Source organism: Saccharothrix hoggarensis (assembly GCF_052936025.1).
On record NZ_CP193624.1, the window covers coordinates 1,711,055 to 1,736,896 of the forward strand.

Consider the following 25,842-nt stretch of genomic DNA (forward strand, 5'->3'; position numbering starts at 1 on the left):
GCCGGTCACGGGTGCAGGATGGTGCCGTGCATCCACTGATCAGCACCGAAGCCCTGGCCTCCGCGCTGAGCGGCGCGGAACCCCCGGTCGTGCTCGACGTCCGCTGGCGACTGGGCGGACCGCCGGGACGTCAAGACTACGAGGTCGCGCACGTTCCCGGCGCCGTGTACGTCGACCTCGACACCGAGCTGTCGTCGCCGCCCGGAGCCGGTGGCCGGCACCCGCTGCCGGACCCGGCCGCCCTGCAGGCCGTGCTGCGCGCCGCCGGTGTCCGCCGAGGTCACCCGGTCGTGGCGTACGACGGTGGTGACGGCTCGGTCGCGGCCCGCGCGTGGTGGCTGTTGCGGTGGGCCGGCCACCCGGAGGTGGCGGTCCTCGACGGCGGCTACGCGGCGTGGACCGCGGAGGGCCGTCCGGTCAACGCGGAGGCGCCCGCACCTGTTCCCGGCGACGTCGTCGTGCGGCCCGGCGCGATGCCCGTGCTGACCGCCGACGAGGCCGCCGCGTTCACCGCGTCCGGAGTGCTGCTCGACGCCCGTGCCCCCGAGCGGTACCGGGGCGAGACGGAGCCGGTCGACCCGCGCGCGGGCCACATCCCGGGGGCGCTGAACGCGCCGACCTCGGGCCACACCGAGGGTGGTCGCTGGCTGCCGGCCGCGGCGCTCGCGGAGCGGTTCCGGTCGATCGGCGTCTCGCCGGACCACCCGGTCGCGGCCTACTGCGGCTCGGGCGTCACCGCGTCGTCGGTGGTCCTGGCGCTGGAGGTGGCGGGCCTCAGGACCCCGGACGCGCCGGCCCCGCTCTACGCGGGCTCGTGGTCACAGTGGTCGTCCGACCCGACCCGCCCCGCCGCCACCGGACCCAACCCCACCTGACCAGGTCCAACCGCCACCGCTCCGCCCCGGCAAGCGCCCCAACGCGCCCACCGGTGCGAGGCCGCGTCGGTGGTTCGTGGCCCATCGCGCGGCGATCACGCTTTTCGATCGCCGTGGGATGGGTCGCGAGCTGCCGACTTCCCGGCGGCCGAGCCGTGACGCCGGAGGCGGCACCAACGACACAGCGGCCGAGCCGCCGTCTGCGGAGCAGCGGCCAAACTCAAGCGTTGGGGATCTTCTCGAAGCCCTTGGTCGCCAGCTTCAGCGCTGCCTCGCACGGCTCGAACTCGTCGATCGGCGTCACCGTGGCCACGAACGCGGGGGTGATCTCCTCCGGGTCGTCGGTCAGCATGACGAGCACGGTGCAGTCGCCGCTCTTCTCCTTGACCTCGTACGCGGTGTTGCCGCCGATCTCGATGGTCCGCGCCTCGCCCTCGTACTCGGCGAACGTGACCATGAACAGCACGACCGCGATCGGGTCCTCCGTGCTCTGCACGCAGCCCTTCTCGCCGCCCTTCGCCGCACCGAGCGCGGCGGCCACGTCCTCGGGCGTGAGGAGGTCGCAGTCCTCGAAGCCCTCGGTCTTCTTCTTCGTCGTGATCTTGACGTCGCCCGACGGCTTGTCCGCCTCGGTCGTCTTCGGCGTGCCGGACTTGCTGGCGCTCGGCTTGCTGGACGTCTTGGTGGAGGACGGCTTGCCGGAGGTCGACTTCTCACCGGTCGAGCCGCCCGCCGCGGCGACCGGGCTGCCGACGACCTTGGTGGCGCACGCCGAGAGGCCGAGCGTGAGCGCCACGGCCAGCACGGTGGTCAGGGCGGAGACTCGTCGCAGGTGCATGTCCTCTATGACCCCGTTCCGACGTGCGGGGTTCCATCCTCGATGGCCGCAATCCTGGCCCGCGTCGTCTCGGCAGACTCTAAGTCCACCCGCGACGTCCGCTCGCCCGGGGCGACCAAGCTGTGATCACACCGAGCGCGTCCCGGTGGGTTAGGTTGCCGGACATGGGCAAGGCAGCCGCTGTCGTCTGGGACGAGTCCTTCCTCGGCTACGACCTGGGCGGGGACCACCCGTTGAACCCGGTCCGGCTGGACCTGACGGTCCGGTTGGCGACCGCGCTGGGCGTGCTGGACGGCGTGGACCTCATCGCGCCCGACCCCGCGCCGGACGCCGAGATCGAGCGCGTGCACGAGGAGTCGTACCTGAACGCGGTGCGCGCCGCGCCGATGGCCGGCTGGGACGTCGGCCACGGCCTCGGCACGGCCGACAACCCCGTGTTCTCCCGCATGCACGAGGCGTCCGCGCTGGTCGTGGGCGGTTCGCTGGCGGCGGCGCGCCGGATCGCGTCGGGGGAGGCGGACCGGGCGGTGAGCATCGCGGGCGGGCTGCACCACGCCATGCGCGACCACGCGGCCGGGTTCTGCGTCTACAACGACTGCGCGGTGGCGATCTCGTGGCTGCTGGACCACGGCGTCGAGCGGATCGCCTACCTCGACACGGACGTCCACCACGGCGACGGCGTGCAGGCCGCGTTCTACGACGACCCGCGCGTGCTCACGGTGTCGGTGCACCAGAGCCCGCTGAGCCTGTGGCCGGGCACCGGGCGGCCCGACGAGCTGGGCGGCGCGGGCGCGGAGGGCACGAGCGTGAACCTGGCGCTCCCGCCCGGCACGGACGACCGGGGCTGGCTGCGCGCGTTCGAGGCGACCGTGCCGGCGCTGCTGCGGGCGTTCCGGCCCCAGGTCCTGGTCACCCAGTGCGGCGTGGACACGCACCGCGAGGACCCGCTGGCCGACCTGGCGCTGACGGTGGACGGCCACCGGGCGATCTACCGGCGCCTGCGCGAGCTGGCCGAGGAGACCGCGAGCGGCCGGTGGCTGGCGCTGGGCGGCGGCGGGTACGAGCTGCTGCGCGTCGTGCCGCGGAGCTGGACGCACCTGCTGGCCACCGTGCTCGACCGGGACGTGGACCCGAACACCCCGCTGCCCGCCGACTGGGTCGCGCACGCCACGTCCCTCGCGCCGAACTGGCCGCTGCCGACGTCGATGGGCGACGGCGCGGACACCGCGTTCCAGCCGTGGGGCGGCGAGACGGACACCCCGCTCGACCTGGCGGTCCGCGACACCCGGCGCGCCGTGTTCCCGCTGCACGGCCTGGACCCCGACGACCCGAGGGACTGACCGTGGACCCGTTCGACTACCCGAGGCACTGGGAGGCCGACGTCGTGCTCAGCGACGGCGGCACGGTCCACCTGCGGCCGATCACCCCGGACGACGCGGAGAAGCTGCTCGCGTTCCACGGCAGGCTGTCCGAGCGCACCCGCTACTACCGCTACTTCGGCCCCTACCCGCGGATGCCGAAGCGGGACGTGGAGCGGTTCAGCACGGTCGACCACGCCGACCGGGTGGCGTTCACGGCGCTGCTCGGCGACGACATCGTGGCCGTCGGCCGCTACGACCGGCTCGGCGAGGGCAGCTCGGCCGAGGTCGCGTTCGTGGTCGAGGACGCCCACCAGGGCCGCGGCCTCGGCTCGATCCTGCTGGAACACCTCGCCGCGGCCGCCCGGGAACGGGGACTGAGCCGGTTCACCGCCGAGGTGCTGGCGGAGAACGGCCAGATGGTGCGGATCTTCCGGGACGCGGGCTACAGCGTGAGCCGCGCGTTCGAGGAGGGCGTGGTGCACCTGGAGTTCGACATCGACCCGACCGAGGAGTCGGTGGAGGTGGCCCGCGCCCGCGAGCAGGCCGCCGAGGCGCGCAGCGTGCACAACCTCCTGCACCCGAGGTCGATCGCCGTCATCGGCGCGTCCACGGACCAGACCAAGATCGGCAACGCGGTGCTGACGAACCTGCTGACCGGCGACTTCGCCGGGCCGGTGTACCCGGTGAACGCCGAGCACCGGTCGGTGCGCGGGGTGCGCGCGTACCCGTCGGTGCTGGCGATCCCCGACGACGTGGACCTGGCCGTGGTGGCGGTGCCCGCCGCCGGCGTCGACGAGGTCATGGACGCCTGCCTCGCGAAGGGCGTGAAGGCGCTGGTCGTGGTCACGTCCGGGTTCGGCGAGACGGGTCCGGGCGGGTTGAGCGCGGAACGCAGGCTCGCCGCCGAGGCCCGCGCGCACGGCATGCGCGTCGTCGGCCCGAACGCGTTGGGCGTGCTGAACACCGACGCGGGCGTGCGGCTGAACGCCACCCTCGCGCCGAAGCTGCCGGTCCGGGGCCGCACGGGCTTCTTCTGCCAGTCCGGCGCGCTCGGCACGGCGATCCTCGCCACCGCCGCCGAACGGGGCCTCGGCCTGTCCACGTTCGTGTCCGCGGGCAACCGGTCCGACGTGTCCGGCAACGACCTGCTCCAGTACTGGGAGACCGACCCGGCCACGGACGTCGTGCTGCTGTACCTGGAGTCGTTCGGCAACCCGCGCAAGTTCGCCCGCCTCGCCCGCCGGCTCGGCCGCAGCAAGCCGATCGTCGCGGTGAAGTCGGGCCGGCACGCCGTGACGCCCGCGCTGGCGGCCACGTCCGTGCCGGTGGACGAGTCGAGCGTGCAGGCGTTGTTCGAGCAGGCGGGCGTGATCCGGGTGGAGTCGCTGGCCCAGCTGTTCGACACCGCCCTGCTGCTGGCCCACCAGCCGCTGCCGGCCGGGCCGCGGGTCGCCGTGGTGGGCAACTCGACCGCGATCGGGCTGCTGGCCGCCGACACGGCGCTCGCGCAGGGACTGGAGCTGGCGGGCGACCCGGTGGACGTGGGCGCGCAGGCCGGGCCGGAGGCGTTCGCCGCGGCGGTGAAGGCGGCGCTGGAGAACCCCGAGGCGGACGCGCTCGTGGTGGTGTTCGTGCCGCCGCTGGCCGTGCCCGGCGCGACGTTCGCCCGCGCGTTGCGCGACGTCGTGGAGCAGGGCGGGCGGACCAAGCCGATCGCCTCGACGTTCCTGGCCGTGGAGGGCGTGCCGGCCGAACTGGCCGTGCCCGGTCCCGGCGGCGCGCCCGGACGGGGTTCCGTGCCGTCGTACCCGAGCCCGGAGCGCGCTGTGCTCGCGTTGGCGCGGGTGACCCGCTACGCGCGGTGGCGGTCGGCCCCCCAGGGCACGTTCATCCGGCCCGAGGGCATCGACTCCGAGACGGCGCACGCGATCGTGGCGTCCCAGGTGTCGGAGGGGGAACGGCGGCTCGACGACGAGACGACCGTGCGGCTGCTCGCGTGCTACGGCGTCCAGGTCGTGCCGTTCCGCGTGGTGCGGTCGCCGGACGAGGCCGTGCGCGCGGCCGACGAACTGGGCTACCCGGTGGCCATGAAGTCGACCGACGACCGGCTGCGCCACCGGGCCGACCTGGTCGGCGTGCGGCTGGACCTGTCCGGCGAGGAGGCCGTGCGCAGCGCGTACGACATGCTCGCCGAGATGTCGGACCGGCGGGACGTGTACGTGCAGCGCATGGCGCCCAAGGGCATCTCCTGCGTCCTGGGCCTGCAGGACGACCCGTCGTTCGGCACGCTGGTGTCGTTCGGGCTGTCGGGGCTGGTCAGCGACCTGCTCGGCGACCGGGCGTACCGGGCGGTGCCGCTGACCGACGCGGACGCGGCGGCGCTGGTGCGCGCGCCCAAGGCCGCGCCGCTGCTCGCGGGCTACCAGGGCGACGAGCCGGCCGACCTGCCCGCGCTGCAGGATCTCGTGCTGCGGCTCGCGGCGCTGGCCGAGGACGTGCCGGAGGTGCGGCAGCTCTCGCTGGAGCCGGTGCTGGCCAGCGCCGCCGGCGCGTACGTCAGCAGCGCGACGGTGACGCTGGGTCCGCCGCCGTCCCGGCACGACACCGGTCCGCGGCGGCTGCGGTCTCCCGGCGGGCCGCGTTAGCCCGGTCACGGTCTCGATACACAACCGTCACCCTTGAACGATCCTGTGGCCCCTATCTTCCATGTGGCTATGGACGGGCTCCCTTCGGCCGCTTAGGTTCCCGGCAACCCGAGGAAGCTCCCGAAAAGGGGAAGAATGGCTCTGGCATCCCTACGCGCCCTCGTCGTGGCGTGTTCCGCCTCGCTTGTCCTCGCGTCGTGCTCCACCGGTGACGACACGACCGTCGCCGGCAAGGCGGACAGCTCCAACGAGCTGACCATCGCCGTGGCGTACGACCAACCCGGACTTGGGGTGCGCCGTTTGGACGGCACCTACAAAGGTTTCGACGTCGACGTGGCCCGCTATGTGGCGAAGGAGCTGGGCGTCGAGGACACCGGCATCAAGTTCACCGAGGCGACCCCGTCGGAACGGGAGAAGCTGCTGACCACCGGCGCCGTCGACCTCGTCGTGTCGAGCTACTCGATCACGGACAAGCGCAAGGAGGTCATCGACTTCGTCGGTCCGTATTTCGTGGCGGGCCAGGACCTGCTGGTCCGGTTGACCGATGAGCGCATCAGCGGCCCCGAATCGCTCAACTCGGGCGGCCTGAAGCTCTGTTCGGTGGACAACACCACCTCGGCGCAGTACGTGAAGGACCAGTTCGCGCAGGCCGTGGAACTCGTGGAATACCCGAATTTCAGCGACTGCGTCACCGCGCTGCTCGCCGAGCAGGTGGACGCCATGACGACCGACGACGTGATCCTCGCCGGGTACGCCGCGCAAAACCCCGAGCTGCTGCGGGTCGTCAACAAACCGTTCAGCCGCGAGGAGTACGGGATCGGCATGCGCAAGGGCGATCCCACCAGCAAGGCGAAAGTGACCGCCGCCGTTCAGAAGATGATCGATTCCGGCGAGTGGCGCAAATCGCTGGAGGCCAACGTGGGGCAGTCCGGTTACGCCATCCCGGACCCGCCGAAGATCGCGTCGTGATCCCGGACCCACTCCGATAGCGGTCTGACCGGCCCGGACCGCGCCGTAGGCTCGCGGCGTGCATGCCTCGCATTACGTGCCCCACTACCGCGCGGACGGGCCGGTCCGCGCCGGTATCCCCGAACACGGCCGCATTCCCCGTTACTACGCGGTGAAGACGGAACTGCTGTGGTTGATCGACGCGCTCGGCGAGGGCACGGCGCTCCCGTCGGAGCGGGAGCTGGCCGAGCGGTTCTCGGTGTCGCGGGTGACGCTGCGGCAGGCCGTCGGCGAGCTGGTGCTGGAGGGGAAGCTGCAACGCCGGCAGGGCAGCGGCACGTTCGTCGCGCCGCCCAAGCTGGTGCAGCCGCTCTCCCTGGTGAGCTGCGCGGAAGGGCTGCGCCGGCAGGGCGTCGACCCGGCGCGCAGCGTGATCACCGTCGAGCACCTGCCCGCCGACGACGTGCTGTCGCGGGACCTGGGGGTGGACCGGGGCGACCCGGTCATCCACCTCGAACAGGTGCTGCTCGCCGACGGGGAGCGGATCGGGCTCGAGTCGACGTACCTGTCGGCGGCGCGCTTCCCGACGCTGCTGGAGGTGTTCGACCCGACGACGTCGCTGTGCGCGTGCCTGCGGGACCGCCTCGGCGTGGTGTTCGCCGAGGCGGAGGAGCGGGTGGAGACCGTGCTGGCCACGCCGCGCGAGGCGTTGCTGATCGGCACGAACCCGGCGCTGCCGATGCTCCTGCTCCACCGCGTGTCCCATGACAACGTTGGCGAACCGGTCGAACGGGTCCGTTCGCTCTACCGGGGTGACCGGTTCAGCTTCCTGGCGCGCCTCCGTTCGGAGTGATGGTCCACTGTGGACGGTCTCGCCCATCGGCGCGCGGGACGTCGCAGATCTTCTCCCGGAACCGCCCGTTGGCAGTAATTCCCGCGTGACCTCGCGGCGGTACCGTGGTCGTTCCAGGACGTGAGTCCTCCTCACCCGCAACGGCGCGGGGGAAGCGGGGGTGGCGACGTGACGTTCAAAGAGGAGTTCCTGACGGAACTCGAAGACTGCCTGCGCGGGTACGGCGCGGTGCCGGTGAGCGAGCCGGCGGCGCTGGCCCGGTTCATCGACTACGTGCGGCGGCTGCCGGACGACGACCCCCGGCTCAGGTGCCTGGAGGGTGTCGACCAGGGCTCCGGCTCGTTCTGGAACAACCCGGCCGTGTGGTGGGAACAGGTGCCGCGGTTCGGCGTCACGTCGACGGACTGCTCCGACCTGCTCGACCGCATGCTGGACGAGGCCATCAGCGACGAGATCGACGTGCTGGAGATGGAGATCCGGGAACTGCCGAACTGAACCGCGACCCGGCGGTCCCCGGACGTCCTACCCCTTGACGCACACCACCTGCTTGAGCTTCGTGACGACCTCGACCAGGTCGCTCTGGCGCGCGATCACGTCGTCCAGGTCCTTGTAGGCGGCCGGGATCTCGTCCACCACGCCCGCGTCCTTGCGGCACTCGACGCCGCGGGTCTGCGCGGCGAGGTCGTCGGCGCTGAACAGCTTCCGCGCCTTGTTGCGCGACATCCGCCGCCCCGCGCCGTGCGACGCGGACTCGAACGAGTCCGGGTTGCCCAGCCCGCGCACGATGTACGAACCCGTGCCCATCGAACCGGGGATGATCCCCAGCTCGCCGGCCCGCGCCCGGATCGCGCCCTTGCGCGTCACCAGGACGTCCTCGCCGAAGTGGTGCTCCTCGGACACGTAGTTGTGGTGCGCGGAGATCGCCTCGTCGAACGCGACGTGCGGGAAGAACTCCCGCAGCACGCCCGAGACCAGGCCCACCATCACCTCGCGGTTGCGGCGCGCGTACTCCTGGGCCCAGTACAGGTCGTGCCGGTAGGCCGCCATCTCCGGGGTGCCGGCCAGGAACACGGCCAGGTCCGGGTCGGGCAGCTCGGCGTTGTGCAGCAGGCCCCGCGCCACGGAGATGTGGTGCTGCGCCAGCACGTTGCCGGTGCCGCGCGATCCGGAGTGCAGCATCACCCACACCTGGTCGTCGGTGTCGAGGCACACCTCGATGAAGTGGTTCCCGCCGCCGAGCGTGCCCATCTGGCGCAGCGCCTTGTCCAGCGCCACGCTCGGCGTCAGCTCGTCGAACCGCGCCCAGAACGGGTCCGGCTCGACCACCGGCTCCTTGTGCTGGGCGAAGCCGACCGGGACGCGCGCCTCGATCCGGCGGCGCAGCGCCCCCAGGTCGGCGGGCAGGTCGGAGGCCGTCAGGGACGTGCGGACCGCGGTCATGCCGCAGCCGATGTCCACGCCGACGGCGGCCGGCGACACCGCGTCCTTCAACGCGATGACCGAGCCGACCGTGGCGCCCTTGCCGAAGTGCACGTCCGGCATGACGGCCACGTGCCGGACGGCCCACGGCAGCGCGGAGATGTTCCGAAGCTGCTGGAGCGCCTGCTCCTCGACCTCCGCCGGGTCCGCCCACAGCCGGATGTCCACGTGCTCGCCGCGAAGGGTGGTGGCAACCATGGGTCAAGGCTAGGTCGGCCACCACCCGCGCGCGCAGCGAATTACGCGTCGCCCTACGTCACCGGGCGTCGGGCGACGTCACCGGAGTCGCCCGACGTCACCGGAGTCGCCCGACGTCACCCGCGTCGCCCGACGTCACGTCGAGTCGCTCGACGTCACCCGCGCCGCCCGACGTCACGACGAGTCGCTCGACGTCACAGCGCGTCGCCCCACGTCACCGGGCGACGGCCTTGCGGTACTGGCGGATCGCCAGCGGCACGAACACGAGCAGGAACACCGCGACCCAGATCAGGGTCGTCAGCACCGGGTGCTGGAGCGACCACACGTCCGGGACCGGGGCGTTGGGGTTGGTGTTGCCGAACAGCTCGCGCGCCGCGGCCGTCACGGCGGACACCGGGTTCCACTCGGCGAACGTCTTCAGCGGACCCGGCAGCCTGCTCTCCTGCACGAACGTGTTCGCGATGAACGTCAGCGGGAAGATCGCGATGAACGAGGCGTTGTTGAACACCTCGGGGCTGCGCACCATCAGGCCGACGATCGCCATGCCCCACGACACGGCGTAGGCGAACAGCAGCAGCAGCGCGAACCCGGCCAGCGCCTCCAGGAACGACGAGTGGATGCGCCAGCCCACGATCAACCCGGTGATCGACATGACCACGATGACGATGACGTTGTTCGCGAGGTCGCTGGTGGTGCGCCCGATCAGCACCGCCGACCGCGCCATCGGCAACGACCGGAACCGGTCGATCACGCCCTTCTGGATGTCGTCGGCCAGCCCCGCGCCGGTGATGGTCGCCCCGAACACCACGGTCTGGGCGAAGATGCCGGCCATCAGGAACTCGCGGTAGTCCATGCCGGGGATCTCGATCGACCCGCCGAAGACGTACGCGAACAACAGCACGAACATGATCGGCGACAACGTCGAGAACACGATCAGGTCCGGGACCCGCTTGATCTTGATGAGGTTGCGCTTGGCGACGACCGCACCGTCGCCCAGAGCCTGTGCGAACGCGCTCATTCTCCCTGTTCCCCCTGCTTCTCCTCGGCCGCGTGTCCGGTCAGCGTCAGGAACACGTCGTCCAGCGTCGGCCTGCGCAGGCCGACGTCGAGCACCTTGATCGACTCGGCGTCCAGCCGCCGGATGCCCTCCACCAGCACGTCCGCCCCGCCCGACACCGGCACGGTCAGCCGCCGGCCGCGGTCGTCCTCGGTGATCTCGCCGATCGCCAGCGGCGCCAGCGCGGCCTTCGCGGTGGCGAGGTCCTGCGCCGAACCGACGGTCAGCTCCAGCCGCTCACCGCCGACCTGGTCCTTCAGCTGGTTCGCCGTGCCCAGCGCGATGACCTTGCCGTGGTCGATGACGGCGATCTTGTCGGCGAGGCGGTCCGCCTCCTCGAGGTACTGCGTGGTGAGCAGCAGCGTGGTGCCGCCGGCCACGAGTTCCGCGATCACGTCCCACATGCCGAGGCGGCTGCGCGGGTCGAGGCCCGTCGTCGGCTCGTCGAGGAACAGCACCGACGGCTTCGCGACCAGCGCCCCCGCGAGGTCGAGCCGGCGGCGCATGCCGCCCGAGTAGCCCTTCACCGGCCGGTCCGCGGCCTCCACCAGGTCGAACCGCTCCAACAACTCGCGCGCGCGTTCCCGGCTGCGCTTCTTCCCCAGGTGGTAGAGCCTGCCGACCATGTCGAGGTTCTCGAAACCGGTCAGGTTCTCGTCCACGGCGGCGTACTGCCCGGACAACCCGATCCGGCGGCGCAGCTCCTTCGCGTCCGCCACGACGTCCAGCCCGGCGACGGTGGCCTTGCCCTCGTCGTGCTCCAACAGCGTGGTGAGCACGCGCACCGTCGTCGTCTTGCCCGCGCCGTTCGGCCCGAGCAGGCCCATGACGGTCCCTTCCGGCACCACCAGGTCGAGGCCGTCGAGAGCGACCACCGACCCGTAGCGCTTGACCAGTCCTTCGGCCACGATTGCGTCTGCCATGCGGGTCATGATGGACCCGTGGTCCGACAATTTCAGTCCGATTTCCGTGAATCGGCTCGAACTCGTTCGGCACAACCACTGTGGACGGTGCGGGCGGCACGCCCCGGGCGCGGTCGGCGGGCGCCTCGCCGACCTCGTCCCCACCGTCAGCGTCCGCCCTCAGCGTCCGCCCTCAGCGTCCCCCTTCAGTGCCCCCCGACGTCCACTTCAGCGGAACCGGTTCACCGAGCGGACGTCCGTCCGCCTCAGCAGCACCCGGTGGTGCACTCGCAGTCGCACTCGCAGCTCACGTCGGTCACCTCCCCCCGTCCGGTGGGCACCAGGTGCCCGGCTGGATGTCCGGGCAGCGCCCGGCAGGCAGGTCGCGGACCATCGCGGTCAGCTCGTCGCGCAGCGCGGACAGCCGCGCCACCTCGGCGTCCAGCTCGGCGATGTGCCGGTGCAGCAGCTCTTCGGCGGGCTCGCACGGGCACACGCCGGTGTCGCGCACGGCCAGCAGGTCCGCGATCTCGCGCAGCGTGAGCCCGAGCCTCTGGCACCCGCGCACGAACCTGATCCGCTCGACCGCGTCCTCCCGGTACACCCGGTACCCGGACGCGGTGCGCGGCGGCGGGTTCAGCAACCCCGCCCGCTCGTAGTACCGGACGGTGTCCGGTCGCACCCCCACCGCCTCGGCCAACTCCGCGACACGCATGGCACGACGGTAGACCTTGGACCCCACTCCAAGGTCAAGCGAGCAACTGGGACCGCAGGTCGGCGTCCCGCAGCACGGCCAACGCCCACGGCGTCTCCGCGAACACGCGTTCCGCGCCGGGCGACCGCGCCAGCCGCAGCATCGCCTGCGCCACGTCGGCGAACGGCTGCCCCCGCACGGTCAGCACGGCGTCACGCATCTCGTGGCGCGCGTCGTCGTCCCGACCCGACTTCCACCTCATGAGGCACATCAGCACCACCCGTCGCGCGTGCACCCGCCCTTGCGTCAGCACCGGCCGGTTGAGGCCGCACACGTCGATGGTCGCCGCGCCCTTGTCCGTGAGCGCCACGTACACGCCCAACGACAGCGTGAGCACGAGGTGGTCGAACGGGTCTTCGGTGGTCGGGTCGAGGAGCAGGGGAGTGCCGTCGTCGGCGACGGGGAACCGGTCCCGCTTGAGGTTGCTGTTGCACGTCGAGCAGGCCAACAGGTGGTTGAGCCAGTCGAACGTGCGCAGAGGGTTGCGCGACAGCGGCTCGAAGTGGTCGATGTCCGTGCCCTGGCTGTCGCCGCAGTACATGCACCGCTGGTAGCCCGGCGCCATGTCTTCCAGGAGCCGCCGCAGGGGCGCGTGCACGTTCCGCCGCACCACAGCGCGCTTCCACAGCGCACGGGCCGTGCGCGTCCGTTGCGCGGAGGTCTCGATCTCGGCCGTCAGCTCGGGCAGCCGGTCCGCGAGCGCGCCGGGCAGCGCGGGCCGGACGAGCCGGATCAACCGCGTTCCAGCCGGGCGGTCACCTCGCGGGTGCGGGCCACCGGCGAGCTGGTCAGCAGGGCGCGCAGCTCGTCGTACCGGCGCACGGCCCGCTCGTCGGCGGTGCCCGCGATGACCGCGACCTCCAGCTCGACCAGCTCGGCGCGCAGTCGCTCGGCGCGCTCGGAGTACGGGGTGTCGAGGCCGAACAGCTCGGACAGCACGGCGTCGTCGCCGCTGCCGTAGACGATCCGCTCGTACAGGTCCTGGTCCACGACGCGCGGCGGCTCCTGCTGGTCCGGGCCGGGCAGCCGGATCAGCCCGCCGGGGTCGGCGGCCTGGCACAGGTACGGGCTGTGCGTGGTGACGATGAACTGGATGTTGGGGAAGTGCTCCTTCAACCAGCCGCCGATCCGCTTCTGCCACGACACGTGCAGGTGCGCGTCCACCTCGTCGATGATGACCACGCCGGGCGCGGTCAACGCGGTGCCGTTCTCCGTCGGCGCGGTCTTCAGCACACCGTACGACTCGTGGATGTGCTTGATCAGGTCGACCACGAGCGCCGCCACGGTGCGGTAGCCGTCGCTCATCTCGCGCAGCGGGAACCGGTGGCCGCCGCTGACCACCCACAGGCCGTCGGAGTCGACGCCCTCGATGCGGTAGTCGTCGGGCAGCAGGCCGTCCGACAGCACGCCGAGCGCCACCGTCTTCAGCTCGTCCGCGCCGGGCCTGCGCTCCAGCGACCGCAGGTGCTGCTCGATGAGCCAGCCGACGCCCTCGGCGAGCGACGCGTCCTCGTGGAACAGGCTCGCCAGCCGGGACACCGGGCCTGGGCTGAGCATCAGCCGCTGCGCGTCGCCCGCGCCGCCGACGAGTCGCCGGAACGGGCCGTAGGCCGCGCAGAACCACCCGGTCGGGTTGTCCTGCCACGGGCCGCGGGCGGCGGCGGTCTTGCTGCCCTCCAGCTTCTCCTTCAACGACGGCTGGAGGCCGCGGTGGGTGAGGCGGCGCGGCGGGCGGGTCTCCTCGTCCGGCATGGTCCAGCCGAGGCCGGCCCACAGCCTGCCCTCCGGCGGCCGGCCCTTGCCGAACCGCTCCACCCGGCGGTCGTGCGTGAACTGGACCTGAACGACGCCCTCGCGCTGGCCCGCGGTGACCCAGTTCTCGAAGTCCGGCACCAGGTTGCGGGCCACCGCCGGGCCGCTGACGGCCAGCGCGATGGCGCGCAGCAGCGACGTCTTGCCCGACCCGTTGCGGCCCGCGATCACCGTCCACCCGGGCGCGGTGAGCTTGAGGTCCACTTCGCGGGCGCCGTGGAACCCCTTGACGTTCCGCAGCCGGACCTGCGAGATGTACATGCGGCCGAACTGTAGTCCGCGCCGATCAGGAGTAGCCCCGAATCGTCGGGCACGTCGCACAGCGTGTCCGGAACCGCCGACGGCACCACCGGAGGCGGACGGCGTGAGACCTCGTGAGGGCATGTTGCCAGGGCGTATATGCACCTTGTAGACGCTCGATGGAGTGACGCCGGCCCTGATGTGGAACAGCACTAGGGTGTTCGCAGTTCTTTTCCAGCGAGGAGAGATCCGCATGGCAGCCGTCCAAACCCGACGCAAGCGCAAGCTTGGTCAGTTCCTCAACGCATTGCGCAAACGTGCCGGCAAGACCGAGATCGACTACCACGCGCTGACCCGGAAGACGCAGTCGACGCTGTCGCGGATGGAGAACGGTTACATCAGTCCGAGTTGGACCGAACTGGGGGCGTTGCTCGGCCTGTACGGGGCCACCGACGCCGAACGGCGTGAGGCGGAAGCGTTGTGGGAGGACGCGAAGCAGGACGGCACGCGCCTGGTGTACGCCGCCGCGTACACACCGGAGGCGCGCACCTACGCGCGCCAGGAGGCCGACGCGACCGAGGTCCGGACGATCGAGATGATCGTCATCCCAGGCCTGCTCCAGACCGCCGCCTACGCCGCGGCGATCCGGCTCGCCGGGCAGCGGTTCATGGACGCGTCGGTGTCGACGGACCAAGTCGCGGCGGCGCTGGCGAACCGGCAGCGCCGGTTGCCCGGTTTACGGCTGCACGCGGTGATCGACGAGGCCGCCCTGCACCGGGTCGTGGGCGGCCCGGCGGTCATGCGCGAGCAGTTGTCGCATTTGCTCGACAAGGGAAAGCAGGACAACATCACCATCCAAGTGGTTCCGTTCGGCGCCGGTGCTCACGGGACCATGTCCGGTGGCGGCGCGACCGCTCTCCGCTTCGAGGACAGTGATCCTTCGGCCGTGTACCTGGAGTACGCGGGCGGCGGCAAGTGGGTGGACAATCGCGCCGACGTGCAGAAGTACCTGTTGCACTTCGAGGAAATGGTGAGCGAGGTCGCCCTGTCGCCCAAGGAGTCGGCTTCCTTGATCAGAAAACTGGCAACCGCACTGAAGGACTCATGAACAACGACAAGACGTGGCGCAAGAGCACACACTCCGGCGCGGGCAACAACTGCGTCGAGCTGGCCGTGGGACGGGACACGACCAGCGTTCGGGACAGCAAGCGGCCAGGACCGGCGCTGACCTTTGCGGACCGTCCATTCCGGGCGTTCCTCGGGTCGCTCCGGCGGACCTGACCGGCACCGCCAACCTGCCGTCCGCCCCCGGTGTCGCCGCCAACGTCGCGCCGCGGGCGGCGGCGATGGTACGGATGGGTTGTCTTGGAAGGACGAACTCCGCCGTCCCGTGAACCCACCGGCGAACACCTTGCCGGTACAAGGAATTCTACTCCGCCATTCGAGTGATCTGTTGTGCGGTGCCGCCACGGTTTGTCATTCCGGGCCGTGGCCAGTTCCCCTCGACGTCGGCTCGGCGCCGTCGTCTTCAGCGACACCAAGGTGATCCGCGTTCACGGCCGGGACCGTTCCCGACGCGGGCCCCGGCTCCCGGTGGGAGGCGAGACCCGCGTCAGCGGTCTCAGTGGACGCCGAGCACGCCGTCCACGCGGCGCGGGATGCCCAGCGGGTTGCCGTCGCGCAGCTCGGCGGGCAGCAGGTCGTCCGGCCACGCCTGGTACGTCACCGGCGCCACCCACCGCCGGATCGACGTGGCGCCGACGGACGTGTGGAGCGGGTTGGTGGTGGCGGGCCACGGGCCACCGTGGTGCATGCCCCACGCCACGGCGACACCGGTCGGCCACCCGTTGAAGATCAGCCGCCCGACCACCGGCCGCAACGCCTCCGCGACGCGTCCGGCGGAGTCGTGCTCGCTCTCCGCCGCGTGCACGGTGCCGGTGAGGGTGCCGGGCAGGCGGGGGAGGACCGGTTCCAGCTCGGCCGGATCGGTGTACGTCACCACGATCGCCGCCGGCCCGAAGTGCTCCTCGGTCAGCTTCTCCAGGTTCTCCGCGAACCCGGACAGCGGCACCCGGAACAGCCTCGGCTCGACGCTCCACCCCTCGCTGGGCGCGCTCCCACTGGCGACCAGGTCGGCCAGCCCGGAGGCCGCCAGGCCCTCGGTGCCCGACCGGTACGCGTCCGACATGCGCTCGTTGAGCATCGGGCCGCCGGCCGCCCCCGACACGGCGTCGGCCAGCGCGGGCACCAGGGACTCGGGCGCGAACAGCAAGCCGGGGTTGGTGCAGAACTGGCCCACGCCGAGCGTGAGCGAGCCGACGAACTCGGCCGCGAACCCCTCGGGACGCGCGGCGGCGGCGTCGGGCAGGACGACGGTCGGGTTCACGCTGCCGAGCTCGCCGTAGAACGGGATCGGGTCGGGCCGGGAGGAGGCGAGGTCGAACAGGGCCCGGCCGCCGGTGGTGGAACCGGTGAAGCCGACCGCCTTGACCGCCGGGTGCTTGACCAGCGCCACACCGGCCTGCTGGCCGTGCACGATGCCGAAGACGCCCGCCGGGACGACGGACTCGACGATCCGCGCCGTCTCGTGCGACGTGCCGGGGTGCGACGGGTGGGCCTTCACGATCACCGGGCACCCGGCGGCGAGCGCGGACGCCGTGTCGCCGCCCGCCACCGAGAACGCGAACGGGAAGTTCGACGCCGCGAACACCCCGACCGTCCCGAGTGGACGGAGCATGCGTCGCAGCACGGGCCGGGGCGGGATGATGTCGGGGTTCGCCGAGTCCAACGTCGCCTCGACCCAGCTGCCCTCCCGCAGCACGTCGCCGAACAGCCGGAGCTGGTTCGTGGTGCGCTTCAGCTCACCGGTCAGCCGGGGCGCGCCCAGCGCCGTCTCCGCGTCCGCGAGCGCGACCAACGAGTCGGCGGAGGCGTCCAGCGCGTCCGCCACGGCGTCCAGCACCGCGGCCCGTTCCACCGCCGGCAGCGAGGACCACGACGGGAACGCCGCCTCGCCGGCCCGCGCCAGCGCGTCGACCCCGGCGTCGGACGTCTCCGGCACGGGCGCCCCGACGGGCTGCCCGGTGCGCGGGTCGAACCCCTGCACGCCGCTCATCGACCGGCCTCCTTCACCGCGGTGTCGAACTCGGGACCGCACCACACGCCGCCCAGGTACACCTGGGCCGGCGAGTCGGCGGGCGGCTCGCCCGCGGCCAGCACCTCGTCCGCGTACACCTCGGAATCGTCCTCGGACTTGTACCCCAGTGCTTCCGCCTCGGTGAGCGAGAACCACCGGCGCGTGTTGTCGGAAACGCCCCACACCACCCGGAAACCGGGCGAGGGGGCGGCCAGGCACGCCTCGAACAGGCGGGCGCCGTCGTCGGGCGACAGCCACGTCGACAGCATCCGGAAGTCGCGCGGCTTCTCGAAGCACGACCCGATCCGCACCGCGATGACGTCCATGCCGTAGCGCGACGCGTAGAGGCTCCCCAACGCCTCCAGCGCCACCTTGCTCACGCCGTAGTACGTGTCCGGCTGCGGGAACAGGTAGTCGGCGGCCTCGCCGGACTCCCGCTTGTAGTACCCGACCGCGTGGTTGGAGCTGGCCAGCACGACCCGCGACACCCCCGCGCGACGGGCGGCCTCCAGCACCACGTGCGTGCCGTTGATGTTGACGTCCAGGATCTCCGCCCACGGCCGTTCGAGGCTGTGCCCGCCGAGGTGGATGACCGCGTCGACGCCCTCGCACGCCGACTCCATCGCGGCCGCGTCGGTCACCGACGCCGTCACCAGCTCGACCCGCTCGCCGTCGGCGGCCGGTGGCAGCGGGGCGATGTCCAGCAGGCGCAAGGTCCGGTCCGGCGCGGCGAGTCGGGTCCGCATGAGCGTGCCGACCACGCCGGCGGCGCCGGTGATGAGGATTCGTGCGGTCACGGTGAGCCCTTTCAGCAACTGTGTCAGCTCGAGGTGCAGCGGCGGTGCGGGAAGCGGGTACGGCGAACAGGTCCGGGGAGCCGGTGCGACGACCGGGTCCGGTCACCAGGTCCGGGACACGGGACAACGGGCTAGCGGGACAACGGGACAGCTGGCTAGCGGGACAGCGGGCTGGCTGCTGGCGGGACGCGGGGGAGCGGCGGTGTCAGCGGCCGAACTGGCGCAGCAGCTCGGTGATCGTGCGGGCGCCGTGCAGCAGCGCCTCGACCACCTGCCGCTCGTGGTCGGGGTCGAGCCGCCCGAGCGGCACCGAGCAGCTCATCGCGTCGAGCACCGGGTTGCGGTACGGCAGGGCGACGGCGAAGCAGCCCAGGCCGGGCGTGTTCTCCTCCCGCTCGTGCGCGTACCCGACCGCCCGGAACCCGGCGAGCTGCGCGTGCAGCGCGGGCCGCTCGATGATCGTGTTGGGCGTCAACGGGTCCAGCCGCGCGGGCAGGATCGCGTCGACCTCGGCCGGGGTGCGCGCCGCCAGCAGCGCCTTGCCCAGCGACGTGGAGTGCGCGGGCAGGCGGCGGCCGACGCGGGACACCACGCGGAGGTGGTGCTCGGACTCGCGACTGGCCAGGTAGACGACGTCCGCGCCGTCGAGGCGGGCCAGGTGCACGGTCTCGTTGATCTCCCGCCGCACCTGCTCCATCACCCGGATGGCGACCTGCACCACCGGGTCGTGGTCGAGGTACGAGGTGCCGACGAGCAGGGCGCGCACGCCGATGCCGTACGTGCCGCGGGTCGGGTCGAGCTCCACCCAGCCGCGCGCGACGAGCGTCTGCAGCAGCATGTAGAGGCTCGACTTCGGGTAGCTCAGCTCGCGGTGCAGTTCCGTCAGCGTCAGCGGGCGGTCCGACGACGACAGCACTTCGAGCAGTTCCACAGTCCGATCGGCCGACTTGACCGCGTTCGGCCGAGCGGGTGACGCGGGTCCAGTCACCAAGTCCTCCACGGGAAACGTTCCGGCTACACGCTCTTGACACGTCGCTGCGCCGATTCTTACAGTCCGCCCAATGCGTTCACAAGTACGACCGCAATTCACGTATCTGAACAGCCGGGTTGCGAAGAGGAGCCACCGTCGATGACACCCTCCCGCCGGTGCGGCGCGGCCGCCGCCGTCGTGGCCGTCGCCGGTGCCGTCGTGTCCCCGACCTGCGGTTCCCCGCGTCGGGCAGCGCTCCCACCGGGCCGGACACCCGCCGGACCGCACCGCCACCCGCGGTCCGCGCCCCGGACCCGCGGCGGCGCCCCGTCGACCAAGGTCTACACCAAGTGCTCCGACGGCCCGCGAGCCGTCGCACCCGACTCCACCGGATCGGCGGCATCCCCCGAACCGGTGAAACCCCTCCCCAGGTCGAGGTCCCGCGCCCCCCGGACGCGGACCGGTCGGCCACCCGGGGTGGTCCCGTGAGCGCGGTGCGCACCGCCCGAGACGTGGGGGCGACGGCTGTTGGCGGCGGCGCCGTCGCTTCCAAGCCCGTGGGGCGGCCCAACCGGGGCCGCCCCACGGGGTCCACGCCCCGCCCCGCGCGTCCCCGAGCCGGCGCCGCCCCACCACGACACCACCACCGGAACCACCGCGGGAACCGCACCGGAACCGGTGCCGCGTCGGCGACGACCCGATCGCACGCCGCCGATCGCGCCCGGCCCCTCCACCTCACGTCGGTGTGCTCGCCGCCTGTGCGCCGGCACGTGAGGAGCCCGGAGCCGTGCGCGCCGGAGCCACACAAGTCCTTCCTGCGTGGGATCACCACCGGAGCGATCAAGGGATGAAGGTCTGGGTATGCAACTGGATGGGGTGCTGTTCTTCCCGGTGACGCCGTTCCGCGCGAACGGCGGGCTCGCGGAGGACGTGCTGGCCGAGCACGTCGAACGCGGGGTGGCGGCGGGGGCGGGCGGCGTGTTCGTCGCCTGCGGCACCGGCGAGTTCCACGCGTTGGAACTCCCGGAGATCGAGTGCGCGGTGACGGTCGCGGTCGAGGCGACGGCCGGGCGGGTACCGGTGTTCGTCGGCACGGGCGGTCCGCTGCCGACGGCCAAGCGGGTCGCCGAGACCGCCGCGCGGGCGGGCGCGGACGGCCTGCTGCTCCTGCCGCCGTACCTGGTGGCCAACCCGCCCAAGGGGTTGGTCCGGTACGTCACGGAGGTGGCGGCCGCGACCGAGCTCCCGCTGATCGTCTACCAGCGCAACAACGCGGTGTTCACGCCCGAGACGGCGGTGGAGGTCGCGTCGCTGCCGACCGTCGTCGGGCTCAAGGACGGGCTCGGCGACATCGACCTGCTGCAGCGCATCGTGCTCGCGGTGCGCGGGGCGGTCGACAAGCCGTTCCAGTTCTTCAACGGCCTGCCGACGGCCGAGCTGACGGTGCCCGCGTACCGGGGCATCGGCGTGAACCTGTACTCGTCGGCGGTCTTCTGCTTCGCGCCGGAGATCTCGCTCGGCTTCTACCACGCGGTGCGCGCCGGTGACGACGCGCTCGTCACGCGGTACCTGACGGAGTTCTACAAGCCGCTGGTGGAGCTGCGGGACCGGGTGCCGGGTTACGCGGTGGCGCTGGTCAAGGCCGCGGTGCGGGCCACCGGGCTGGACGTCGGCGGCGTCCGCCCGCCGCTGCTCGACCCGACGCCGGAACACCTGGCCGAGCTGGAGAAGATCGTCGCGGCCGGACGGAGCCTCGCCGGATGAGGATCACCGACATCGTCATCACGCCGGTGGCGTTCCGCGACCCGCCGCTGTTGAACTCGGTCGGCGTCCACGAGCCGTGGGCGCTGCGCACCATCGTGGAAGTGCACACCGACGAGGGAATCTCCGGTCTCGGCGAGAGCTACGGCGACATCGGGCACCTCGGCCGGATGCGCACCGCCGCGCCCGCCCTCGTCGGCCTGGACGTCCACGCGCTCAACGAGATGCACACCCGGATCGCGACGGCGCTGGGCGGCGAGGCCGGTTCCGACCGGCACGGGCTCACCGGCCCGCTCACCGTCGAGTCCACTGTGGACCGCGTGTTCTCGGCGTTCGAGGTGGCGACCTGGGACATCCGCGGCAAGGCGGAGGGCCGCCCGGTGAGCGACCTGCTCGGCGGCGCGGTGCGGTCCGCCGTGCCGTACAGCGCCTACCTGTTCTACAAGTGGGCCGGCCACCCCGGCGCCGAGCCGGACGAGTTCGGCGAGGCGCTGGACCCGGCGGGCATCGTGGCCCAGGCCCGGACGCTGGTCGAGCGGCACGGCTTCGGCTCGATCAAGCTGAAGGGCGGCGTCTACCCGCCCGACCAGGAGATCGAGGCGATCCACGCGCTGCGCGAGGCGTTCCCCGAGCACCCGCTGAGGCTCGACCCCAACGCGGCGTGGACCCCGGAGACGTCGCTGAAGGTCGCAGCGGAACTCGACGGCGTGGTCGAGTACCTGGAGGACCCCGCGCCGGGCATCGACGGCATGGCGGAGGTCGCGGCCCGCGCGCCGATGCCGCTGGCGACCAACATGTGCGTCATCGCGTTCGAGCACATCGCCCGGTCCGTCGAGGTCGGCGCGGTGCAGGTCATCCTGTCCGACCACCACTACTGGGGCGGCCTGTCCCGGTCCAAGGAGCTGGCCGCGATCTGCCGGACGTTCGGCATCGGCCTGTCCATGCACTCCAACTCCCACCTCGGGATCAGCCTGGCCGCCATGACCCACCTCGCCGCGGCCACGCCGAACCTGAACTACGCCTGCGACACCCACTACCCGTGGAACTCCGCGGACGACGTCATCACCACGCCGTTCACCTTCGTGGACGGCGCCGTCCCGGTGCCCACCGCGCCGGGGCTCGGCGTCGAACTCGACCGCGACGCGCTCGCCCGGCTCGCGGAGAACTACCGGACGTGCGGCATCGTGCAGCGCGACGACACCGGATACATGCAGAAGCACGACCCGTCCTACGAGAGGAAGCGCCCCCGGTGGTGACCACCGTCGCGCACTTGTACCCCTGGGATGTCATCGGCGACCCGGACGCCGTGGCCCGGGTGGCGTCGCTCGGCGTGGACGCCGTGGCCCTGGCCGCGTCGTACCACACCGTCCGCGCCGCCACCCCGTTCCACCCGCGCCGCAGGATGGTGGACGCCCGGCACGCCGCGTTCTACCTCCCGGTGCGGGAGGAAGCCTGGCGGGACAAGAGGTTGAGCCCCGCCACACCGTCCTGGATGGACGGTGACGACTCGTTCGGCGACGCCGCCTCGGCGGTGCGCGCCGCCGGCCTGCCGGTGTACGCGTGGACCGTGCTCACGCACAGCAGCCGGCTCGGGGACGCGAACCCCGACCTGGTGGTCCGCAACGCGTTCGGCGACGCGTACCCGTACGCGCTGTGCCCGTCGAACGAGCACGTCGTGGAGTACGCCCGGACGCTGGTGTCCGAGGTGCTCGAACTGGGTCGGCCGGACGGCGTCGTGCTGGAGGCGTGCGGCCCGCTCGGGTTCTTCCACGGCGGGCACCACGAGAAGACCGACGGCGCGGACTGGTCCGCCGTGCAGCAGAAGTTGCTGTCGCTGTGCTTCTGCGCGGCGTGCACGGACCGCTACACCGACCCGGTCGGCCTGCGGGACGTCGTGCGCGCGGCGGTCGACCGCGGCGCGGACAGCGTCGAGGAGGCGCTGGGCGACCGGGCCGGGCACGTGCGCGAGGTGCGCACGGGCATCTCCCGGTCGTTGCGGCGCGAACTGGTGGGCCTGATCCGCGCGACGGCGCCCGCGACGCGCATCGCCGCGCACGCGACCGCCGACCCGTGGGGAACGGGGCCGTTCGCCACGGTCGCGGGAGGCGTCGACGCTGACGTCGACGTGCTCACCGTGACGTGCTGGCCGGGCGTGGACGCGTCCGTGCCCGCCATCCGGGCGTTGCGGGAGGAAGCCGACGTGCGCACCGCCGCGTACGTGCTGGCCCTGCCGCCGAAGCCGGTGGACGGCGACGAACTGCTCGCCGAGTGGCTGGCTTACGCCGAGGCAGGCGTGGAGGAGTTCCACCTCTACCACGCGGGACTGGCCTCGGCGCGGCGACTGGACGCCGTGCGCCACGCCGTCGCCGGGATCAAGCGCGCCCTCGGCACGTGACCGCAGGGTGGCTGGTGGCGCCGCCCTCCACCAGCCACCCCTCCCGAACCGCGACCTCTCGAACCGCGACCGCTCCGAACGCCACCGCTCCGACCGCGACCGCTCCGACCGCGACCGCTCGAACCGAAGCCGGCGGTCACCTGAACGGGTAACTGTGAAAAGGGCGGCGCAACCCGCCTCGCGGGTGGCTCCGTCCTCTTCACATGAGAAGCCTTGGAACCGCACTTGGCGCGGGTGTGCTGCTGGTCGTGCTCGCCGCCTGCGCAACGTCCACGCCCGTCGGTCCGGGCGACAGCGGACCGACCCTGACCACGTCGGCCGAACCGACCTCGCCCAGCCCGGAGCCCGAGTTCGAGAGCCCCGTGCCGCCCGGCGGCAAGGAAGTGCCCAAGGGCAGGCTCGACGCGACCAACGTCCCCGAGGGCACCCCCACCACCGTGTGGACCGAGGGCGACGGCGCCACGCTCGGCGTCATCGCCCAGGAGGGCGGCTGCGGCAAGGCGAGCGTCGAGATCGCCGAGCAGAACGCCCAGGTGGTGAAGGTCGTCCTGGTCGAGACCACGCCGGCCGACGAGCAGGTCTGCACCATGGACATCCGCTACCCGCCGCTCACCGCGAAGCTGGACGCGCCGCTGGGCGACCGCCAGGTCGTGCTCACCACCAGGCAGGACAAGAAGTAGGCCTCCCTCCAGGGTGCCCGGTCGGCCTGCCCCCGGTCGGCCGGGCACCGTTCTGCCCCACCCCGCCACGGCGCCACCACCTCACGCCACGACCGCTTCACCGCCCCGACCGCTTCACGCTGCAACCTCACCGCGCCGGGTAACGTCCTTCAGCTATGAGGAACGTCAAGGTCGCCGTCGCCCTCGCCCTGCTCGCGCTCGCGGGGTGCACCAGCAGCCCGTCGGGCACGTCGCCGGACGGCGCCACTGCCCCTTCGTCTGCGTCGACAACGTTGTCATCGCCGGGCGGCACCGGGACAACGGGCACCGAACCCGCTGGTGGCACGGAAGCGCCGGGTGGCACCGAGGCACCGCCCACCGCACCGCCGCCCCAGGCCAGCGCCGAGGCCCTTCCCGGCGGACCCACCGAGGTCCCGGCCGCCCAGATCGACGGCGGCACGCTCCCGGACACCTACAAGCGGCAGGTCTGGACGTCCCAGGACGGCCGCACGGTGCAGGTCGTCGGCCTCGCGGGCGGCTGCAAGACGGCGAGCGCCGAGGTCACCGCCCAGTCCGGCGACCAGGTGCTCATCACCCTCGTGACCACGTACTACCCGCCGCCCGGCGGTGGCCTGTGCACCCAGGAACTCCGGGACGTCCCGGTCAACGTCACCCTCGAAGCGCCCCTGGGCTCACGCCGGGTCGTCCTCGAAGCCCGCGAGGACACCGCCTGACCCGCACCGCCCGAGCCGCACCGCTTGACTCCTCACTCCGTCGTCGCGAAGGCGGCCACCCCGTCCCACGCCAACCACAGGTCGGCGTCGATCGCGTCGCCCTCGTCGGTCATCGCGCCCGCTTCGGCGACGTACAGGCCGAGGTTGCAGCGGTGCGTCGCGAGCATCCGCACCATCCACGCGTGCAAGTCCTCCGACTTGTCGACGGGCGTGCGCGTGATCTCCCGGAACTGAACCCCGCTGGTCCGGGACTCGATCAAGCTCAGCTGGTGGAACCTCGACCCCATCGTTGGTCACTCCTAGGTCATGCCCGTACACTCTTCGAACACGGCGACCGTACTATGTGTCCACAACTTTGCGGCATATATCAACCGGGTGATTCGAGGAGAGCCATGACCAGCCCTCACCGCAGCGCGGCCCGCATCCAGATCGGCACCACGCTCCGCCGCATGCGGGAAGAGGCCGGGTTGCCACGCGAGCGCCCGGCCGAGGTCCTGCACTGCACGACCACCAAGATCGGCAACATCGAGACGGCGGTCAGCGGTGTCCGACGCGCGGAGCTGGAGAAGCTGCTCGACCTCTACGACGTCGACGAGGCGACCCGCGACGACTTGCTGAACCTCAACACCGAGGCCAACCGCCGGCGGCCCCGGAGCAAGCTCGGCGGGATGATCCAGCCGTGGCTGCGCCGCATCCTGGACGTGGAGGCCACCGCCACGGAAGCCCTCTACTCGTCGTTCGAACTCGTCCCGGCGGTGCTCCAGACCGAGGCGTACGCCCGCGCGCTGATGGTCGCCTGTGGTGTGAGTGGCGAGACGCTGGAGAAGAACCTCCAAGTGCGCATGGAACGACGCGCCCTGCTCACCGACCGCGAGCCACCGCTGCGGTTCTGGGCGGTCATCGCGGAGCCCGCGCTGCGCGCGAACATCGGTGGCCCTGAGGTCATGCGGGACCAGGCGAAGCACCTGCTGGCGTTGACGGAGCTGGAGAACGTCGTGGTCCAGGTCATGCCGCAAGGAGCCGGGACGCACCCGTTGACCGGTACTACGCTGACCTTGTTCCGGCTGCCCGACAAGCTGCCGTCGCTGGTCAGCGTCGACACCCCGTTCGGAGACCACTTCGTGGACGCCGTCCACCTGGTGGAGAAGACGAGCCACTGGTTCGACTACACCCGTGCGAAGGCGTTGGGAGTCGAGGAGAGCCGCGAACTCCTGACCCGGATCACGGAGGAGACCTGATGAGCCTGAAGCCCGACGAGTGGACCAAGTTCAGCGGCGGCGGCTCCAACTGCGTCGAGGTCATGCGCACGGCAGACGAGGTGCTCGTCCGCAACAGCAAGCGGCCTGAAGAAGCCCCACAGCGCTTCACCCACAGCGAGTGGGACTTCTTCACGCGCGGCGCCAAGCTCGGCGTGTTCGACCTGTAGCC

26 protein-coding genes are annotated in these 25,842 nt (G+C 71.9%); 15 read left to right on the plus strand and 11 right to left on the minus strand.

Features of this window, described 5'->3' with window-relative positions; all coding sequences use genetic code 11:
• Positions 1 to 26 precede the first annotated feature (26 nt).
• Positions 27 to 875: a sulfurtransferase gene (locus ACRAKH_RS08410; RefSeq protein WP_380719862.1), complete on the plus strand. Its 849-nt coding sequence runs from the start codon at positions 27 to 29 to the stop codon at positions 873 to 875.
• A gap of 220 nt (positions 876 to 1,095) precedes the next feature.
• Here ACRAKH_RS08410 and ACRAKH_RS08415 read toward each other — a convergent pair whose 3' ends face one another.
• A complete protein-coding gene (locus ACRAKH_RS08415) occupies positions 1,096 to 1,713 on the minus strand; it encodes a DUF3558 family protein (protein ID WP_380719861.1) in 618 nt (205 codons plus the stop codon).
• Positions 1,714 to 1,877: 164 nt separating this feature from the next.
• Between ACRAKH_RS08415 and ACRAKH_RS08420 the strand changes: the two genes are divergently transcribed.
• From ACRAKH_RS08420 to ACRAKH_RS08440, 5 genes are all read left to right on the plus strand, one after another.
• Positions 1,878 to 3,053 carry an acetoin utilization protein AcuC gene (locus ACRAKH_RS08420; RefSeq protein WP_380719859.1) on the plus strand — a complete coding sequence of 392 codons (1,176 nt, stop codon included), beginning with the start codon at positions 1,878 to 1,880 and terminating at the stop codon, positions 3,051 to 3,053.
• Positions 3,054 to 3,055: 2 nt separating this feature from the next.
• Positions 3,056 to 5,719, plus strand: coding sequence for a bifunctional acetate--CoA ligase family protein/GNAT family N-acetyltransferase (locus ACRAKH_RS08425; RefSeq protein WP_380719857.1), 2,664 nt, complete (start codon positions 3,056 to 3,058; stop codon positions 5,717 to 5,719).
• 264 nt (positions 5,720 to 5,983) lie between these two features.
• Positions 5,984 to 6,688: a glutamate ABC transporter substrate-binding protein gene (locus tag ACRAKH_RS08430; protein ID WP_380719856.1), complete on the plus strand. Its 705-nt coding sequence runs from the start codon at positions 5,984 to 5,986 to the stop codon at positions 6,686 to 6,688.
• 58 nt (positions 6,689 to 6,746) lie between these two features.
• Entirely contained in the window at positions 6,747 to 7,520 is a 774-nt protein-coding gene (locus tag ACRAKH_RS08435) for a GntR family transcriptional regulator (RefSeq protein WP_380719854.1), read from the plus strand.
• A 168-nt stretch (positions 7,521 to 7,688) separates the two neighbouring features.
• Complete coding sequence (locus ACRAKH_RS08440; RefSeq protein ID WP_380719852.1) at positions 7,689 to 8,015, plus strand: hypothetical protein; 327 nt, start codon at positions 7,689 to 7,691, stop codon at positions 8,013 to 8,015.
• Between the two features lie 27 nt (positions 8,016 to 8,042).
• On the opposite strand, the gene ACRAKH_RS08445 is transcribed toward ACRAKH_RS08440, so the two are convergent.
• The 6 genes from ACRAKH_RS08445 to ACRAKH_RS08470 form a co-directional block, all read right to left on the minus strand.
• Positions 8,043 to 9,197, minus strand: coding sequence for an RtcB family protein (locus ACRAKH_RS08445; protein ID WP_380719850.1), 1,155 nt, complete (start codon positions 9,195 to 9,197; stop codon positions 8,043 to 8,045).
• Positions 9,198 to 9,411: 214 nt separating this feature from the next.
• Positions 9,412 to 10,215 carry an ABC transporter permease gene (locus tag ACRAKH_RS08450; protein ID WP_380719848.1) on the minus strand — a complete coding sequence of 268 codons (804 nt, stop codon included), beginning with the start codon at positions 10,213 to 10,215 and terminating at the stop codon, positions 9,412 to 9,414.
• Positions 10,212 to 11,177, minus strand: coding sequence for an ATP-binding cassette domain-containing protein (locus ACRAKH_RS08455; RefSeq protein ID WP_380719845.1), 966 nt, complete (start codon positions 11,175 to 11,177; stop codon positions 10,212 to 10,214). The genes ACRAKH_RS08450 and ACRAKH_RS08455 overlap by 4 nt, the downstream gene beginning before the upstream one ends.
• A 295-nt stretch (positions 11,178 to 11,472) precedes the next feature.
• Positions 11,473 to 11,871 (minus strand): heavy metal-responsive transcriptional regulator, encoded by a 399-nt coding sequence (locus tag ACRAKH_RS08460; RefSeq protein WP_380719843.1) that lies wholly within the window; start codon positions 11,869 to 11,871, stop codon positions 11,473 to 11,475.
• 34 nt (positions 11,872 to 11,905) lie between these two features.
• Positions 11,906 to 12,646 (minus strand): HNH endonuclease, encoded by a 741-nt coding sequence (locus ACRAKH_RS08465; RefSeq protein WP_380719841.1) that lies wholly within the window; start codon positions 12,644 to 12,646, stop codon positions 11,906 to 11,908.
• Positions 12,643 to 13,983, minus strand: a complete 1,341-nt coding sequence (locus ACRAKH_RS08470) for an AAA family ATPase (protein ID WP_380719839.1) — start codon at positions 13,981 to 13,983, stop codon at positions 12,643 to 12,645. The genes ACRAKH_RS08465 and ACRAKH_RS08470 overlap by 4 nt, the downstream gene beginning before the upstream one ends.
• A gap of 232 nt (positions 13,984 to 14,215) precedes the next feature.
• Here ACRAKH_RS08470 and ACRAKH_RS08475 point away from each other — a divergent pair, with 232 nt between their 5' ends.
• A complete protein-coding gene (locus ACRAKH_RS08475; RefSeq protein ID WP_380719836.1) occupies positions 14,216 to 15,070 on the plus strand; it encodes a helix-turn-helix domain-containing protein in 855 nt (284 codons plus the stop codon).
• Positions 15,067 to 15,243 carry a DUF397 domain-containing protein gene (locus tag ACRAKH_RS08480; RefSeq protein ID WP_380719834.1) on the plus strand — a complete coding sequence of 59 codons (177 nt, stop codon included), beginning with the start codon at positions 15,067 to 15,069 and terminating at the stop codon, positions 15,241 to 15,243. The genes ACRAKH_RS08475 and ACRAKH_RS08480 overlap by 4 nt, the downstream gene beginning before the upstream one ends.
• A gap of 340 nt (positions 15,244 to 15,583) precedes the next feature.
• Here the strand turns inward: ACRAKH_RS08480 and ACRAKH_RS08485 are convergent, their stop codons facing one another.
• The 3 genes from ACRAKH_RS08485 to ACRAKH_RS08495 form a co-directional block, all read right to left on the minus strand.
• Positions 15,584 to 17,077 carry an aldehyde dehydrogenase (NADP(+)) gene (locus ACRAKH_RS08485; RefSeq protein ID WP_380719832.1) on the minus strand — a complete coding sequence of 498 codons (1,494 nt, stop codon included), beginning with the start codon at positions 17,075 to 17,077 and terminating at the stop codon, positions 15,584 to 15,586.
• Entirely contained in the window at positions 17,074 to 17,895 is an 822-nt protein-coding gene (locus tag ACRAKH_RS08490; protein WP_380719830.1) for an NAD-dependent epimerase/dehydratase family protein, read from the minus strand. The genes ACRAKH_RS08485 and ACRAKH_RS08490 overlap by 4 nt, the downstream gene beginning before the upstream one ends.
• Before the next feature lie 205 nt (positions 17,896 to 18,100).
• The gene (locus tag ACRAKH_RS08495) at positions 18,101 to 18,895 is read right to left on the minus strand and encodes an IclR family transcriptional regulator (protein ID WP_447009723.1); all 795 of its coding nucleotides are present in this window, start codon (positions 18,893 to 18,895) and stop codon (positions 18,101 to 18,103) included.
• 831 nt (positions 18,896 to 19,726) lie between these two features.
• On the opposite strand from ACRAKH_RS08495, the gene ACRAKH_RS08500 reads away from it, so the two are divergent.
• From ACRAKH_RS08500 to ACRAKH_RS08520, 5 genes are all read left to right on the plus strand, one after another.
• On the plus strand, positions 19,727 to 20,629 hold the full coding sequence (locus tag ACRAKH_RS08500) for a 5-dehydro-4-deoxyglucarate dehydratase (RefSeq protein ID WP_380719826.1): 903 nt from the start codon (positions 19,727 to 19,729) through the stop codon (positions 20,627 to 20,629).
• Complete coding sequence (locus tag ACRAKH_RS08505) at positions 20,626 to 21,882, plus strand: glucarate dehydratase family protein (RefSeq protein WP_380719823.1); 1,257 nt, start codon at positions 20,626 to 20,628, stop codon at positions 21,880 to 21,882. Before ACRAKH_RS08500 ends, ACRAKH_RS08505 begins: the two co-directional genes overlap by 4 nt.
• Positions 21,883 to 21,896: 14 nt before the next feature.
• Positions 21,897 to 23,021: a hypothetical protein gene (locus ACRAKH_RS08510; RefSeq protein WP_380719821.1), complete on the plus strand. Its 1,125-nt coding sequence runs from the start codon at positions 21,897 to 21,899 to the stop codon at positions 23,019 to 23,021.
• A gap of 203 nt (positions 23,022 to 23,224) precedes the next feature.
• Entirely contained in the window at positions 23,225 to 23,701 is a 477-nt protein-coding gene (locus ACRAKH_RS08515; protein WP_380719819.1) for a hypothetical protein, read from the plus strand.
• A 155-nt stretch (positions 23,702 to 23,856) separates the two neighbouring features.
• A complete protein-coding gene (locus ACRAKH_RS08520) occupies positions 23,857 to 24,414 on the plus strand; it encodes a hypothetical protein (RefSeq protein ID WP_380719817.1) in 558 nt (185 codons plus the stop codon).
• A 32-nt stretch (positions 24,415 to 24,446) separates the two neighbouring features.
• Here the strand turns inward: ACRAKH_RS08520 and ACRAKH_RS08525 are convergent, their stop codons facing one another.
• On the minus strand, positions 24,447 to 24,701 hold the full coding sequence (locus tag ACRAKH_RS08525) for a hypothetical protein (RefSeq protein ID WP_380719815.1): 255 nt from the start codon (positions 24,699 to 24,701) through the stop codon (positions 24,447 to 24,449).
• A gap of 105 nt (positions 24,702 to 24,806) precedes the next feature.
• On the opposite strand from ACRAKH_RS08525, the gene ACRAKH_RS08530 reads away from it, so the two are divergent.
• Together ACRAKH_RS08530 and ACRAKH_RS08535 are read left to right on the plus strand one after the other, a co-directional pair.
• Complete coding sequence (locus ACRAKH_RS08530; protein ID WP_380719813.1) at positions 24,807 to 25,652, plus strand: helix-turn-helix domain-containing protein; 846 nt, start codon at positions 24,807 to 24,809, stop codon at positions 25,650 to 25,652.
• Complete coding sequence (locus ACRAKH_RS08535) at positions 25,652 to 25,840, plus strand: DUF397 domain-containing protein (protein ID WP_380719810.1); 189 nt, start codon at positions 25,652 to 25,654, stop codon at positions 25,838 to 25,840. Before ACRAKH_RS08530 ends, ACRAKH_RS08535 begins: the two co-directional genes overlap by 1 nt.
• The last annotated feature ends 2 nt before the right edge of the window (positions 25,841 to 25,842 follow it).

Coding starts and splice junctions, on each gene's coding strand:
- ACRAKH_RS08415 (WP_380719861.1), bottom strand. CDS start 1,713: ATGCACCTGCGACGAGTCTCCGCCCTGACCACCGTGCTGGCCGTGGCG.
- ACRAKH_RS08420 (WP_380719859.1), top strand. CDS start 1,878: ATGGGCAAGGCAGCCGCTGTCGTCTGGGACGAGTCCTTCCTCGGCTAC.
- ACRAKH_RS08445 (WP_380719850.1), bottom strand. CDS start 9,197: ATGGTTGCCACCACCCTTCGCGGCGAGCACGTGGACATCCGGCTGTGG.
- ACRAKH_RS08450 (WP_380719848.1), bottom strand. CDS start 10,215: ATGAGCGCGTTCGCACAGGCTCTGGGCGACGGTGCGGTCGTCGCCAAG.
- ACRAKH_RS08455 (WP_380719845.1), bottom strand. CDS start 11,177: ATGGCAGACGCAATCGTGGCCGAAGGACTGGTCAAGCGCTACGGGTCG.
- ACRAKH_RS08460 (WP_380719843.1), bottom strand. CDS start 11,871: ATGCGTGTCGCGGAGTTGGCCGAGGCGGTGGGGGTGCGACCGGACACC.
- ACRAKH_RS08470 (WP_380719839.1), bottom strand. CDS start 13,983: ATGTACATCTCGCAGGTCCGGCTGCGGAACGTCAAGGGGTTCCACGGC.
- ACRAKH_RS08475 (WP_380719836.1), top strand. CDS start 14,216: ATGGCAGCCGTCCAAACCCGACGCAAGCGCAAGCTTGGTCAGTTCCTC.
- ACRAKH_RS08480 (WP_380719834.1), top strand. CDS start 15,067: ATGAACAACGACAAGACGTGGCGCAAGAGCACACACTCCGGCGCGGGC.
- ACRAKH_RS08485 (WP_380719832.1), bottom strand. CDS start 17,077: ATGAGCGGCGTGCAGGGGTTCGACCCGCGCACCGGGCAGCCCGTCGGG.
- ACRAKH_RS08500 (WP_380719826.1), top strand. CDS start 19,727: ATGCAACTGGATGGGGTGCTGTTCTTCCCGGTGACGCCGTTCCGCGCG.
- ACRAKH_RS08505 (WP_380719823.1), top strand. CDS start 20,626: ATGAGGATCACCGACATCGTCATCACGCCGGTGGCGTTCCGCGACCCG.
- ACRAKH_RS08515 (WP_380719819.1), top strand. CDS start 23,225: ATGAGAAGCCTTGGAACCGCACTTGGCGCGGGTGTGCTGCTGGTCGTG.
- ACRAKH_RS08520 (WP_380719817.1), top strand. CDS start 23,857: ATGAGGAACGTCAAGGTCGCCGTCGCCCTCGCCCTGCTCGCGCTCGCG.
- ACRAKH_RS08525 (WP_380719815.1), bottom strand. CDS start 24,701: ATGGGGTCGAGGTTCCACCAGCTGAGCTTGATCGAGTCCCGGACCAGC.
- ACRAKH_RS08530 (WP_380719813.1), top strand. CDS start 24,807: ATGACCAGCCCTCACCGCAGCGCGGCCCGCATCCAGATCGGCACCACG.
- ACRAKH_RS08535 (WP_380719810.1), top strand. CDS start 25,652: ATGAGCCTGAAGCCCGACGAGTGGACCAAGTTCAGCGGCGGCGGCTCC.